General features: G+C 64.0%; 13 protein-coding genes. 4 read left to right on the forward strand and 9 right to left on the reverse strand.

What is annotated here, in order from left to right:
* Positions 1–112: 112 nt before the first annotated feature.
* Together DZG07_RS16405 and DZG07_RS16410 are read left to right on the forward strand one after the other, a co-directional pair.
* Positions 113–1150 carry a glycosyltransferase family 1 protein gene (locus tag DZG07_RS16405; protein ID WP_119818729.1) on the forward strand — a complete coding sequence of 346 codons (1038 nt, stop codon included), beginning with the start codon at positions 113–115 and terminating at the stop codon, positions 1148–1150.
* Positions 1151–1204: 54 nt separating this feature from the next.
* Positions 1205–1438 (forward strand): DUF2093 domain-containing protein, encoded by a 234-nt coding sequence (locus tag DZG07_RS16410; RefSeq protein WP_091912045.1) that lies wholly within the window; start codon positions 1205–1207, stop codon positions 1436–1438.
* On the opposite strand, the gene lpxK is transcribed toward DZG07_RS16410, so the two are convergent.
* From lpxK to DZG07_RS16440, 6 genes are all read right to left on the reverse strand, one after another.
* A complete protein-coding gene (gene lpxK / locus DZG07_RS16415) occupies positions 1435–2460 on the reverse strand; it encodes a tetraacyldisaccharide 4'-kinase (RefSeq protein ID WP_119818731.1) in 1026 nt (341 codons plus the stop codon). The two genes, DZG07_RS16410 and lpxK, sit on opposite strands and share 4 nt — an antisense overlap.
* Positions 2461–2462: 2 nt before the next feature.
* On the reverse strand, positions 2463–3779 hold the full coding sequence (waaA, locus tag DZG07_RS16420; RefSeq protein WP_119818734.1) for a lipid IV(A) 3-deoxy-D-manno-octulosonic acid transferase: 1317 nt from the start codon (positions 3777–3779) through the stop codon (positions 2463–2465).
* On the reverse strand, positions 3776–4567 hold the full coding sequence (locus DZG07_RS16425; RefSeq protein ID WP_091912051.1) for a lysophospholipid acyltransferase family protein: 792 nt from the start codon (positions 4565–4567) through the stop codon (positions 3776–3778). Before DZG07_RS16425 ends, waaA begins: the two co-directional genes overlap by 4 nt.
* On the reverse strand, positions 4567–4818 hold the full coding sequence (locus DZG07_RS16430; protein WP_091912053.1) for a DUF4170 domain-containing protein: 252 nt from the start codon (positions 4816–4818) through the stop codon (positions 4567–4569). Before DZG07_RS16430 ends, DZG07_RS16425 begins: the two co-directional genes overlap by 1 nt.
* Positions 4819–4898: 80 nt before the next feature.
* Complete coding sequence (locus DZG07_RS16435) at positions 4899–5705, reverse strand: 3'(2'),5'-bisphosphate nucleotidase CysQ (RefSeq protein ID WP_119818737.1); 807 nt, start codon at positions 5703–5705, stop codon at positions 4899–4901.
* A complete protein-coding gene (locus DZG07_RS16440; RefSeq protein WP_119818740.1) occupies positions 5692–7047 on the reverse strand; it encodes a TldD/PmbA family protein in 1356 nt (451 codons plus the stop codon). Before DZG07_RS16440 ends, DZG07_RS16435 begins: the two co-directional genes overlap by 14 nt.
* Before the next feature lie 206 nt (positions 7048–7253).
* Between DZG07_RS16440 and DZG07_RS16445 the strand changes: the two genes are divergently transcribed.
* Entirely contained in the window at positions 7254–7670 is a 417-nt protein-coding gene (locus DZG07_RS16445) for a VOC family protein (RefSeq protein ID WP_119818743.1), read from the forward strand.
* Between the two features lie 29 nt (positions 7671–7699).
* Positions 7700–9127: an MATE family efflux transporter gene (locus DZG07_RS16450; protein WP_197716865.1), complete on the forward strand. Its 1428-nt coding sequence runs from the start codon at positions 7700–7702 to the stop codon at positions 9125–9127.
* A 2-nt stretch (positions 9128–9129) separates the two neighbouring features.
* Here DZG07_RS16450 and DZG07_RS16455 read toward each other — a convergent pair whose 3' ends face one another.
* From DZG07_RS16455 to DZG07_RS16465, 3 genes are read right to left on the reverse strand one after another with little or no spacing between them, the layout of a single operon-like run.
* Entirely contained in the window at positions 9130–9975 is an 846-nt protein-coding gene (locus DZG07_RS16455; RefSeq protein ID WP_119818746.1) for a patatin-like phospholipase family protein, read from the reverse strand.
* Positions 9975–11330: a pitrilysin family protein gene (locus DZG07_RS16460; protein ID WP_245429499.1), complete on the reverse strand. Its 1356-nt coding sequence runs from the start codon at positions 11328–11330 to the stop codon at positions 9975–9977. Before DZG07_RS16460 ends, DZG07_RS16455 begins: the two co-directional genes overlap by 1 nt.
* A 14-nt stretch (positions 11331–11344) precedes the next feature.
* Positions 11345–12751, reverse strand: a complete 1407-nt coding sequence (locus DZG07_RS16465) for a pitrilysin family protein (RefSeq protein WP_244537804.1) — start codon at positions 12749–12751, stop codon at positions 11345–11347.
* Between the last annotated feature and the right edge of the window lie 200 nt (positions 12752–12951).

Genomic DNA, 12951 nt, shown 5'->3' on the forward strand with positions numbered 1-12951 from the left:
ATCGCCAACGTTGCGGCAAGCCACCTTCTCCCCGTCACTATACGGGGAGAAGGTGCCGGCAGGCGGATGAGGGGCAGCTCGGCCGGAAACAACTTCGCATCGAGTCTCGACCATGCGCATCCTGATCGTCTCCGACGCCTGGCATCCGCAGATCAACGGCGTCGTGCGCACGCTGGAACGGGTTTGCGAAGGGCTGCGCGCACGGGGCTGCACCGTCGAGATGCTGACGCCCCAGGGTTTTTCGACCATTCCCCTGCCCTCCTATGCCGATATCCGCCTGGCACTTGCCACACCCGGCCAGATCGCCCGGCGCATCCAAGAAGCTGCGCCTGACCATATCCACATCGCCACCGAAGGCCCGCTCGGCATTCTCGCCCGCCGTTTCTGCGTGAAGCGCGACCTGTCCTTCACCACCAGCTATCACACCCGCTTTCCTGAATATCTCAGCGCCCGCGCACCGATCCCGGAAAGCTGGAGCTATGCCTGGCTGCGCCGTTTCCACAATGCCGGTTGCGGCACGCTGGTCGCCACGCCGTCGCTTGCCGGGGAGCTGACCGGGCGCGGCTTCACCAATGTGCGGCCATGGACGCGCGGTGTCGACACGGCCATGTTCCGCCCCGATCGCCGGCGCAAGACTGCGCGCTCCGGTCCGGTGTTCCTGTCGGTCGGGCGCGTGGCGGTGGAAAAGAACCTTCCCGCCTTCCTCGATCTCGACCTGCCCGGCAGCAAGGTCGTTGTCGGCGATGGGCCGGCGCTGGACCGGTTTCGCGAGGTCTATCCCGATGTCACCTTCCTCGGCGTGAAGACGGGCGACGAACTCGCCGATATCTACGCCAGCGCCGATGTCTTCGTGTTCCCGAGCCGCACCGACACATTCGGCATCGTGCTTCTCGAAGCGCTGGCCAGCGGCGTGCCGGTCGCGGCCTTTCCGGTCACCGGCCCGCGCGATGTGCTGGCCGACGGCGTCGGCGGCGTGCTTTCGGAAGATCTGCGCCAGGCCTCGCTCGCAGCCCTCGGCGTCAGCCGCACCGATGCGCGCGCCAAGGCGATGCAATATAGCTGGTCGGCCTGTGCCGATCTGTTCCTCCAGCACGCGCGCGCGGCCCATCGCGAAGAGCCTCGTCTCGCCCTGCCGCAGCCTGCCGCTTGACCTCGCCCGCATTTTGTGGCGGAACAATCTCAAACAAGCTTTGAGCACGCACGCATGATGAACCGTTTCGAGGGCCCCGGCGCAAGGGAAGCCCGCATCCGCTATCTCGATGGTGATTTCCAGGTCACCAGCCCCGGCGCGTTCGTGCGCTGCGCGGTCACCAGTGAATCGATCCCGCTGGACGAGCTGAAATACTGGAGCGTCGCGCGCCAGGAGCCCTATGTGAACGCCTCGGTGTCGCTCGCGCGCGAGATCGAATCCAATCCGGAATTGCGCGTCAGGCGCTAATTACCAGATCGCCGCCGGCGCCAGGCTTCCAGCGTTTCCTCGATGATCCGCGCCGGAACCTGCTCCAGTTCGAACACGGCATCTATTTCCAGCACATTGAGCTGATCGACAAAATCCTGGGGCGCAGCACCATGGCGCAGCCTTGCTGCGTCCTTGGCTGTCGTCATCATCTCCAGCTGCCCGGCGCGCGCGGTGGCGTGCAGTTCGGCCAGTTCGTCGTCGGCAAAGACGTGATGATCCGGGAAGGACCGCGACAACGCCACGGTGCCCCCGGCCTTCACGATCGTATCGAAGAACTTGTCGGGGTGGCCGATGCCGGCAAAAGCGAGAAACCGGCGGCCGGCCAAAGCTTCAGCATTGCGCGGGCGCACGGTCGCCTCGAACACCGGCTTGCCGGCGCGTGAGGCCTTGCGCACGATGCCATCGCCGGCACTTCCCTCGCCCATCTTCAGCACCGCATCGGCGAAGCGAAGCTGCTCCAGCAGAGGCGCGCGCAGCGGTCCGCCGGGGATGACATGGCCATTGCCGATGCCATAGCGCGCATCGACGACCACCAGTGCGTAGTCGATATGGATGCGCGCACTCTGGAAGCCGTCATCCATGATGAGGAAATCGCAGCCCTGTTCCAGCAGCAGCTTGGCGCCGGCGGGCCGGTTGGGGGTTACGGCCACGGATGCATGCTCGGCCAGAAGCAGCGGCTCGTCGCCGACATGCTTTGCGCTGTCGTGATGCACATCCACGATATGTGGCTGCGAAAAGCCGCCGCCATGCCCGCGCGACAGGATGCCGGGCGTCAGGTTCATCGCCCGCGCCTGCCGGGCGAGCGCGATTGCCACCGGCGTCTTGCCGGTTCCGCCGACGGTGAAGTTGCCGATGCAAAGCACGGGCAGGTCGACCGTCTCGCGCTTCGCACTCGCCATGCGGCGCGCGGCCACCATTCCGTAGAGCGTGGAAAGCGGCGACAGTGCATAAGCCCGCCAGTCGGGCCGCTCCCACCAGAAAGGAGGCGCCTCGCTCGCCACCGCTACCGTCCGCCCGGTCCCTTGAGCCGCGATTTGACGACAAGCGGCTGGATGTAAGGCTCTAGCGCCCTCAAGGTCTTGGCCAATGCGCCGCGCATCTCGTCCACCGTCACTACGCCGGCCGCCATCATGTCGTGGCGCGCAACCTCGTTCACCAGCAGGAAGTTGACGGCGCCGGCGAGCATATCGCGGTCGCGCACCAGCTTGGCCCCACCGCGATCGATGAGACGTTGATAGGTTTCGCGGAAATTCTGGACGTTGCGACCGGCAAGCACGGCGGTTTCAAGCATCGCCGGCTCCAGCGGGTTCTGCCCTCCCTCGGAGGTCAGGGAACGGCCGACGAATGCAATCTCTGTCAGGCGCAGGTAAAGCCCCATTTCGCCGATGGTGTCGCCAAGCAGGATGTCGGTATCTGCGGTAACCTTGTCGCCGTTGCTGCGCCGCGCAACCGAAAGCCCGAGTGCGGTAAACTCCTCGGCAAGTGCGGCCGCCCGGTCAGGGTGACGCGGTACGATGATGGTGAGCAGGCCGGGATGGCGCTTGTGCAGCATGGTATGGACTTCGGCTGCGACAGCCTCTTCGCCGTCATGCGTCGAAATCGCCGCCCAGGTCTTGCGCTTCCCGATCTGGCGCTGAAGCGCATTGAGCACCTTCTCATCGACCGGTGGCGGCGCGGTGTCGACCTTCAGGTTGCCGGAAACGCTGACCGGTCGCGCGCCGAGTGCCGCGAAGCGCTGGCCGTCGACATCGGATTGCGCAACCACATGGGCGAGGTTCTCGAACAGCGCTTCAGCGATGAAGGGCCGCTTCTTCCAGTTCTTGAACGAGCGGTCGGACAGGCGGCCGTTGACCAGGACCTGAGGCACGCGACGGCGGCCCAGTTCCAGAATCGTCATCGGCCATATCTCCGATTCGGCGATGATGGCGAGGTCAGGTTGCCAATGATCGAGAAAACGGCTTACCGCCGGCTTCATATCAAGCGGCACATATTGATGAATGACGCGCCCGCCAAGCCGCTCGTCGGCGACCTGCGCGGAAGTCACGGTGCCTGTCGTCAGCACGATGTTGATGCCGTAGCCGAGTATGCTTTCCACCAGCGGCACAACCGCGATCGTCTCGCCCACGCTCGCGGCATGAACCCAGATCAGCGGGCCCTCCGGCCGGGGCTGGCTTGCCCGGCCGTAACGCTCGCGGCGCCTTGCGTGATCTTCCTTGCCGCGGCTTGAACGCCAAGCGACATAGGCGCCCATGACGGGAAACGCGACCGAGCCGGCAAGGCGGTAACCCGAAAGCAACCTGCGCGCCCAGCGTTCGCTCATAAGCGGCCACCGTCGGCGATAAGATAGGCCTGTGCCGTCGCGCGGTTGAGCGAAGCGGTCAATTCCTGGCGCTTGAACTCCATCATCGCCTCGCTGGCGCCTGCCGGCACATGGACCGGCTCGCCGACGATGACGCCGCAGCGGCCGAAAGGCAGGTTGATGGTGGTCTTGTCCCAGCTTCGTTCCAGCACCTTGCGGCGGCTGGTGGCGACGGCCAGCGGAATCACCGGCTTGCCCGAAAGGCGCGCCAGCGTGATGATGCCGAGACCGGCTTCACGCGGCGTTCCGTGGGGAATGTCTGCAATCATGGCGACGTTCTTGCCGGCATCGAGCGCCTTTTTCAGGACGATCAACGCCCGCGCGCCGCCTTTTTCCGCATGGCGCTTGTCTTCACGGCCACCGGACCCCCGCACGGCTTCGAAGCCGAATTTTTCCAGCACAAGCGCGTTGAGTTCGGCATCAGCGCTGCGCGAGACCATGGCGAGCATCTTCTGCCGCCTCGGCAACATGACCGGCGCAAGAAGATGCTGGCCGTGCCAGAGCGCGATGATGGCCGGGGTCATTTCGGCCTGAGCCTGCTTGACGTCGGTCGAACCCTTGGCGAGCGGGTTGGTAAGGCGCACGAAGCGCAGGCCGTAGGCAAGAAGGCTCGCAATCAGGCCCTTGGCAAAACTCGACTGCGCCAGCGGCTTGCGGATCTTGCGCCAGAAACCCTTCGCGCCGCCCGGTTTGCGTTTCTTCGGGGCCGCGGCCTGAACGACCGGCGACGCCACTCGTCTTTCGTCCATCAGCTCTGACCGGTCGCCTTGGCTTCCGGATCAAGCAGCCGGTGCAGGTGAACCACGAAATAGCGCATATGCGCGTTGTCGACGCTCGCCTGGGCTTTCGCTTTCCAGGCCGTATGTGCGGACTGGTAGTCGGGGAATACGCCGACAATGTCGAGCGCGTCCAGATCGCGAAATTCGGTGGAGCCGAGCTTCTTCAGCTCGCCACCGAAAACCAGATGCAAAAGCTGCTTTTTTCCGTCTTCCTCGGACATGGGAATTCCTGAATCGTGATTGGCAAAGCTGCCATTGTCTAGATGAAAACGGATTGTTTTGAAACCGCCTCGACGCGCTTTCAGCGCCCGGCACCCGCTATTACCCCGGCAATGGCGGCGAGAAGATGGCCACTGCCCGCAACCAGCGCGCCGTGCGCGGTGACGGCACCGGCATAAGACGGCAGGTTGCCTGCCGCATCCACAAGCTTTCCACCTGCTTCGCGCAGGATCAGGTCGGCAGCGGCGATGTCCCAATCATGCGAGTTGGGCTTGACGAAGGTGGCGTCGAGCGAGCCTTCGGCAATCAGCGCCAGGCGATAGGCAAGCGAGGGAACATGCGCGACGCGATGCGCCCGCTGGAGCCATTCCTCGGGCATGAGGTCGAAAAACGGCTTCGGGCCGCCGATCTCGATTTCCTCGCCGACTTCACGAACGCTGATGATCGAGCCGTTCTTGCGCGCGCCCTCTCCCGGTATTGCCGAAAAGATTTCGTGCCGCGCCGGGCAATCGAGAACGCCGGCTATCGGCTGTCCCGCTTCGACAACCGCGACGCTGACGCACCATGCATCCTGCCCGTCGATGAAGCCGCGCGTGCCGTCGATGGGGTCGACGACGAAGGTGCGGCGGGCAGACAGCCGCGCATCGGTGTCGGCTGTCTCTTCCGACAGCCAGCCATAATCTGGCCGTGCCGCCGTCAGCGTCTCGCGCAGGAATTTATCGACGGCATAATCTGCCTCGCTGACGGGCGATTGCCCGGTCTTCATCCAGACTTCCGGGCTTTTCCTGAAGTAGCGCATCGCGATGTCGCCGGCCTCGCGCGCAGCATCCAGCAGCAGCGACAGATCTTCGGCGGCGGTCGATATGCTGGCTGTCTCAGCTTCCGGCAAGCGTCATTCCTTCGATGAGTAGCGTTGGTGCGGCCGTGCCGAAATTGCGGTCGATATCGCTCGCGGGGACCATGTTGAGGAACATGTCCCTGAGGTTCGAGGCGATGGTGACTTCCGAAACGGGATAGGCAAGCTCGCCGTTCTCGATCCAGAAGCCGGAGGCGCCGCGGCTGTATTCGCCGGTGATCATGTTGACGCCCTGGCCGAACACTTCCGTGACATAGAAGCCGCTCTTCAGCGACTTGATGAGGTCTTCGGGCGAGCGGTCGCCCGGCTCGATGGACAGGTTGGTCGAGGTCGGCGAGACGGAAGAGCCGCTGCGCGCGCCGCGACCGTTGGTCTGGAGGCCGAGTTCCTTGGCGGCAGAGGTCGAGAGGAACCAGTGGTTCAGGATGCCCTTGTCGACCATCACCAGCTTCTCGCCTTCGATACCTTCGCCGTCGAAGGGCCGCGAGGCCGGGCCGCGCCGGCGCAGCGGTTCGTCGATGACGGTGATGATCCCGTTTGCCACCTGCTTGCCCATCATGTCGCGCAGGAAGCTCGTCTTGCGCGCCACCGAGGCGCCGTTGATGGCTCCGGCAAGATGGCTGGCAATGCCGCGCGAGACGCGCGGGTCGAACACCACGTCGACCGGGCCGGTCTTGGCCTTGCGGGCATTGAGCCGACGCACCGCCCTTTCACCAGCTGAGCGTCCGATCGCGTCGGGCGCATCCAGATCGGCAAAATGCTGGCGCGAGGAGAAATCATAGTCGCGCTCCATGCCGGTGCCCTCGCCGGCAATGACGCTGGCCGAGCGCGAAAAGCGCGTGCCGACATAGTGGCCGAGAAAGCCGTGCGAGGTGGCAAGCACCATGCCGCCGAGACCAGCACTCGCGCCGCTGCCGCCGGAATTGGTGACACCGGGAACCGCGAGAGCCGCTTCCTCGGCTGCCAGAGCATCAGCCTTCAGCCGCTCGGCTGAAACGACCGTGTCGTCGTAGAGATCGAGGTCGCTAACAGTCTTGGCGAGCAGCGCAGGATCGGCCAGCCCCTGATAAGGATCCTCCGGCGAAACCTTCGCCATGGCAACGGCACGCTCGGCCAGTTGATTCGGGTCGGATGCCGCCGTCGCAGATACGCTGGCGACGCGCTGGCCAACGAAGACGCGTAGCGACACATCCTCGCTTTCCGACGCCTCCGTGGCTTCAACCTTGCCGAGCCGCACGGAAACGCCGGCCGAGCGGCCACGGACGGCGACGGCATCGGCCGCATCCGCACCGGCTCGCTTTGCCGCTTCGACGAGAGCCGCGACGCGATCGGTCAGCTTTCCGGCGTCCTTGACGGCATCGAGGGTGTCATTCATGCGGATTTTCCCAAATCAGTTGGCTCGCAGGCTTGCTGCACCATCTATTGTTCCCATCCCGCTTGTGCAATGGGCGTGGTCCAGCAGAAAGACCCGTGCCGAACCAATTCCTTTGGAAACGATCCGACTCTAGTCTAGGAGTCGACCACCATAGCGCCAATAGCAACCGGGCATATCGCCTCACGCAGAATAACCGGACCCCGAACATGACCCCTTTTCACCTCGCATTCCCCGTCCGCGACCTCGAGGAAACCCGTGCTTTCTACCGTGACGTCCTCGGCTGCGCGATCGGGCGCTCGTCCGATACCTGGGTCGATTTCGATCTTTTCGGCCACCAGATGTCGGCACATCTGCGCCCGGAGACGGCCTCGGCGGCCAATGACGGACAGGTCGGCGGCAAGCTGGTGCCGATCCCGCATTTCGGCGCGGTCCTGCTGATGAACGACTGGCAGGCGCTGGCCGACCGTCTTGAAGCCCAGGACGGCATCGACTGGCTGGAGCGGCCGATGATCCGCTTTGCCGGCGAGCCCGGCGAACAGGCGACGCTGTTCATCCGCGACCCTTCCGGCAACGCGCTTGAGTTCAAGGGCTTCCGGTCGCTCGAGCAAGTCTTCGCGCACTGATCGCCGATCCGAGGCCGAAAGCAGACCGCATGAACGAAAAGTCGCAACCTGCCCAGACGGCCAAATTCACCACCGGCTCGACCATGCGCCATGTCATCACGATGACGGCGACGGGATCGGTGGGCCTGATTGCGGTCTTTATCGTTGATGCGCTGAACCTCTTCTACATTTCGCTGCTCGGCGTTCAGGAACTGGCGGCAGCGATTGGCTTTGCCTCGACGCTGCTGTTCTTCACGGTTTCGATCGCCATCGGCCTGACGATCGCCTGCGGCGCGCTGGTTTCCCGTGCGCTGGGGCGCGGCAGCCGCGAGGATGCGGCCCGCATGGGCGGGGCCTCGATGGTGTTCATGGGGATTACGACGGTGCTGCTCAGCATTGCCGTCTTTCCCTTCCTGCGCGAACTCACCGCGATGCTCGGCGCGACCGGCAATACATTGGATCTTTCCACGCGCTTTTTGCAGATGGTGCTGTTTTCGACGCCGCTGCTGGCGCTCGGCATGTGCACCACTGGCATCTTGCGCGGTGTCGGAGACGCCAAGCGTGCAATGTATGTGACGCTCGCCGCCGCCATTGCTGCCGCGATCTTCGACCCGATCCTCATTTTCGGCCTTGGCCTCGGCATCGATGGTGCTGCGATCTCCACCGTGCTTTCGCGCATCGTCATGCTCGCCGTCGGCATCCATGGCGCGCACCGCGTCCATCACCTTATCAGGCTGCCCGACCGCGAAAGGCTTGCCGCCGCGTTCCGGCCCTTCTTCGCCATCGGCCTGCCTGCCGTGCTGACGCAGATCGCGACCCCGGTCGGCAACGCCTTCGTCACCACCGAGATTGCGGCCTTCGGTGATCAGGCCGTGGCCGGATGGGCGATCATCGGGCGTATCGTGCCGGTCGCATTCGGCGTCATCTTTGCGCTTTCAGGCGCCGTCGGGCCGATCCTCGGGCAGAACTACGGCGCGCGCAGATACGACCGCCTCATGAGCACGATGCGCAACGCACTCTTCTTCACCGTCGGCTATGTCCTGGTGATGTGGGCGCTGCTGGCGATATTCGCCCACCCGATCGCCTCGATCTTCGGTGCGAGTGGGCTGTCGCGTGAACTGATCGAGTTCTTCTGCCTGTTCGCCGCCGGCAGCTTCCTGTTCAACGGCGCGATCTTCGTTTCGAGCGCGGCCTTCAACAATCTCGGCTACCCGACCTATTCGACAGTGTTCAACTGGGGCCGCTCGACGCTGGGCGTTATCCCCTTCGTCTGGGCCGGCGCGCATTTCTACGGCGCCCAGGGTGTCATCGCCGGCTGGGGCCTGGGCGCAGTGGTCTTCGGCGTGGTCTCGATGCTTGTCTGCTTCCGCGTCGTGCGCGGCATCGCCGGCCAGCCCGTGCCCGACGAGACCATGCCATCGCCGCCGCCTTCGGCGCAGTCGCCGTTTTCAACCGGCAAGGCAGCAACGCTGCAGTGAGGTTAAGCCGAGCGGCGGCGCTCGGCGCTGCGCAGAGCCACTTCGACCGCGCGCTTCAGCTCGTCCTTGATGGCAGCTGTTTCGCTCATCACCGCGTCGATCTTCAGGAAATCCAGAGCACGAAACTGGGACACCGGCGGACGCAGGAAAATCTCCGGCCTGCCCTGCTTGACCTTGCTGGCGATGATCGACTGCATCATCAGCTGGGTTGCGCCGAACATCAGGTCGATGGAGTTCGGCCTCTTGCGCCCACCATCCGTCGGGGTGCCGACGACATCGATGGCAATCACGATGTCAGCATCCTTCTCGACCAGATCGAACGGCACCGGATTGTAGATGCCGCCGTCGATCAGAATCTTGCCGTCACGCCGCACCGGGCGGAACACGGCCGGAATGGCGGCGGAGGCTGCGAGCGCCGAATTCAGTTCACCCTCGTCGAACACCGTCATCTGGTGACCGAAAAAATCGGTCGCCGTCACCCGCAACGGGATTTTCAGCTCGGCAAATGTCTCGGGAATTTGGGGCGGCAGGAACACCTGCAAAATACGCTCGATGTTGAACTGGCTGACGCGCAGGCCGCCTTCCATCATCTCCGCGAAGGTGCCCGGCCTCGCCCGCCACATGCGTGACGCCACTTCGGAGCGCTTGCCGAGCACCGAACGCGCATATTCGTGAATGTCGCGGCCGCTCATGCCGGCCGCCATGCCTGCGCCCATGATGGCGCCGATCGAGGAGCCGGCTATCGCCACCGGGCTGATGCCGAGTTCGTCCAGCGCCTCGATGACATGGATATGCGCGAGCCCGCGCGCACCGCCGCCACCAAATGCGATGGCGAAGGTCGGGCTCATCACTTGCTCCCCGCCACCAGCGAAGGCCCGACGATCAGTATCGCCGGATCGACGGTCAGCAGTTTCTTCGCAGCCGCCTTGGTGTCTTCCAGCGTTACCGCATTGATCAATCCGGCGCGTCGATTCATGTAGTCGATGCCGAGATCCTGCAGTTGCAGCTCCACCAGCGTGCTGGCTATGGCGCTCGAGGAGTCGAGATTGTTGATGGCGTAGGCGCCGATCAGGTATTTCTTCGCTGCGTCCAGTTCTGCCTGCGTCGGCCCTTCATCGGCCATCTTGCGTATCACGTCGCGGATCAGCGCCAGCGCCTCGGCCGCCTTGTCGGCGCGGGTGGAGGTGCCGATCGTCAAGGCATTGGCATGCTCGTAATTCACCAGCGACGAGGAAATGCCATAGGTCAGGCCGCGCTTCTCACGCACCTCGTCGAACAGCCGCGAGGTGAACGTGCCGCCGCCGAGAATGTGGTTCATCAGCACCGCGCCGAAGAAGTCCGGCGCCGTGCGCTCGACACCCGGATAAGCGAGCTGGATCATCGTCTGCGGCAGGTCGTATTCGACGCGGACTTCCTGGCCAAGTTTCGGCTGCACATCGGCGATGGGCGTAAGCGTCGGCTTTTCCGGCAGGCTGCCGAAGAGCTTGTCGAGATCGGCCTTCAGCGTTTCGGCATCGATCGCACCGACAACGGAGACCTTGAGCTTCTCCCGGGCGAATATCGCCTTGTGAAAAGCGCGCAGATCGTCTGCGGTTATGGTTGCGAGCGACTGCTCGTTGCCTTCGTCGCGACGCGCATATGGGTGGTCGCCGTAGAGCGCCGAAGCCCATTTCAGCCGTGCGGCGACTTCCGGGTCGCGCGCGCCGGACACGATGCCGGACACGATTTGCGCGCGGATGCGGTCGATCGGCGCCTGGTCGAACCGCGGCGCGGTGATCGCCATGCGCAAGAGGTCGAAAGCCTCTTCGCGCTGGTCGGCAAGCAGCCGCATCGAACCGTAGATGCTATCGCGCCGTGCGGTGAAACTCATCTCGGCGCCAGCATCGTCAAGCCGCGACTGGTACGTCTCGCTATCGAGATCACCGGCACCTTCGTCGAACAGGCCGGTCATGAGGTTGGCGAGACCCTCCTTGCCTTTCGGGTCCTGTGTACCGCCGCCCTCGAAGGCGAAGCGGATTGCGATGATCGGAACCGAATAATCCTCGACAAGCCAGGCCGTGACGCCACTGGAGGATTTCACTTCCTGGATGTTCATCGCCGCTCGCGCCGAGACCACGCAGGGCAGGACAAGGAAGAAAAGCGCCATCGCCAGCGTGACGATCGAGGAGATCGCCCGGGCGCGTATGTCGAATGTCGTTCTCATGGTAACCATCCGGATCAATTCGCAGGCGGTGTCTTGGCGGGGGCGGCCTCGGCAGGACCGGGCTTGCCCGTCTCGCCGTCGGTTGCGCCCACATCGGCCGGCGGAACCTGCGTTTCGTCCGGCTTGGCCGCGGCTGAAACCGGCAGCAGGTAGCCCGTCACCGAAATCTCAGGCTTGAGATATTTGGCGGCCACCGCGCGCACCTGGTCAGCTGTAACGGCCCGGATCTTGTCCGGCCACTGCTGTATTTCCTGGACTGTCCCGCCGGTGGTCAGCGTGCTGCCATACATATTGGCCATGCTGGACTGGTTGTCGCGCGCAAAGATCATGCTGCGGACATAGCGGTTCTTGGCCTTCTCCAGCTCTGCGTCTGTGACGCCCTTGGTAGCGACGCTGACGATCTCGGCATCGACCGCTGCCTCCAGCTTCTCCAGCCCGGTCTCGCCGAGCGGCGAGCCGTAGACGGTGAAACTGGTGTCATCCAATGCCGTGCCGTCGAAATAGGCGCCGGCGCCCGAGGCAATGCGAGCCTTGACGACAAGCGCCTGATAAAGCCGGCTCTGGGTGCCGCCACCGAGAATTTCCGACAGCAGGTCGAGTGCTTCGGCCTCACCCGGCTGGGCGCGATTATAGGACGGCACGACCCATCCCTTGGAGAAGCTCGGCACGCTGACGCGCGCGTCCGTCAGTGTCACGGTGCGCTTGGTGTTCTGCTCCGGCTCGGTCGGGCGGATGCGCGGCGGCAGGTCCGGGCCGCGCGCCACTCGGCCATAGGTCTTTTCGGCCATCGCCCGCACGGTTGCGGCATCGACGTCGCCGGCCACGACCAGCACGGCATTGTTCGGCGCATAGTAGCGGTTGTAGAAATCGACAGCGTCGGGGCGGTTCAGCTTTTCCATCTCATGCATCCAGCCGATTACCGGAATGCGATAGGGATGGTTCTGGAACAGCGTTGCCTGAACCTCTTCGCTCAGCAGCGCGTCCGGGCTGCCCTCGATCCGCGAACGACGCTCCTCGAGGATGACGTCGCGCTCAGGCCCGATCACGGCATCGGTGAGAATCAGGTTGCGCATGCGGTCTGACTCGAAACTCATCATGGTTTCGAGCGCGTCGGGCGTCACGGTCTGGAAGAAAGCCGTGTAATCATATGATGTGAAAGCGTTTTCGCTGCCACCGATCTCGGCGATCCTGGTACCGAACTCGCCAGCCCGGTGGTTCGTCGTGCCCTTGAACATCAGATGCTCGAAGAAGTGGGCAATGCCGGATTTGCCTGGCGGTTCGTCGGCGCTGCCGATCTTGTACCAGACCATATGCGTAACGATCGGTGCACGATGGTCGGGTATGACCACCACTTCCATGCCGTTGCCGAGGAAGAAATCGGAAACCTCCTGGTCGCCCTGGGCGGCTTGCGCTGGGGCCATCAAGGCAGGCGCGGCGGTTACCGTCAGCAACATCAGGGACGCCGCAACGAAGCGTCCTCCCCGCCGTATTGCCCACCCGGCTTCAAAAATCATCAACGGCTCCTCGGCATCACTGCAATTGTCATGAGCGGTATGGCAGCCACATGACGGCTGGAAAAATGAATTCTCCGTCATGTGTCCCCGAAAAAGAGGCCGAAGCT

This window comes from Mesorhizobium sp. DCY119 (genome assembly GCF_003590645.1).
Classification (GTDB): Bacteria; Pseudomonadota; Alphaproteobacteria; order Rhizobiales; family Rhizobiaceae; genus Mesorhizobium_M.

Bases quoted from the DNA above. Each gene is read 5' to 3' on its own strand.
- DZG07_RS16405 (WP_119818729.1), top strand. From the start codon at position 113: ATGCGCATCCTGATCGTCTCCGACGCCTGGCATCCGCAGATCAACGGC.
- DZG07_RS16410 (WP_091912045.1), top strand. From the start codon at position 1,205: ATGATGAACCGTTTCGAGGGCCCCGGCGCAAGGGAAGCCCGCATCCGC.
- waaA (WP_119818734.1), bottom strand. From the start codon at position 3,779: ATGAGCGAACGCTGGGCGCGCAGGTTGCTTTCGGGTTACCGCCTTGCC.
- DZG07_RS16425 (WP_091912051.1), bottom strand. From the start codon at position 4,567: ATGGACGAAAGACGAGTGGCGTCGCCGGTCGTTCAGGCCGCGGCCCCG.
- DZG07_RS16430 (WP_091912053.1), bottom strand. From the start codon at position 4,818: ATGTCCGAGGAAGACGGAAAAAAGCAGCTTTTGCATCTGGTTTTCGGT.
- DZG07_RS16440 (WP_119818740.1), bottom strand. From the start codon at position 7,047: ATGAATGACACCCTCGATGCCGTCAAGGACGCCGGAAAGCTGACCGAT.
- DZG07_RS16445 (WP_119818743.1), top strand. From the start codon at position 7,254: ATGACCCCTTTTCACCTCGCATTCCCCGTCCGCGACCTCGAGGAAACC.
- DZG07_RS16450 (WP_197716865.1), top strand. From the start codon at position 7,700: ATGAACGAAAAGTCGCAACCTGCCCAGACGGCCAAATTCACCACCGGC.
- DZG07_RS16455 (WP_119818746.1), bottom strand. From the start codon at position 9,975: ATGAGCCCGACCTTCGCCATCGCATTTGGTGGCGGCGGTGCGCGCGGG.
- DZG07_RS16460 (WP_245429499.1), bottom strand. From the start codon at position 11,330: ATGAGAACGACATTCGACATACGCGCCCGGGCGATCTCCTCGATCGTC.
- DZG07_RS16465 (WP_244537804.1), bottom strand. From the start codon at position 12,751: ATGGCCCCAGCGCAAGCCGCCCAGGGCGACCAGGAGGTTTCCGATTTC.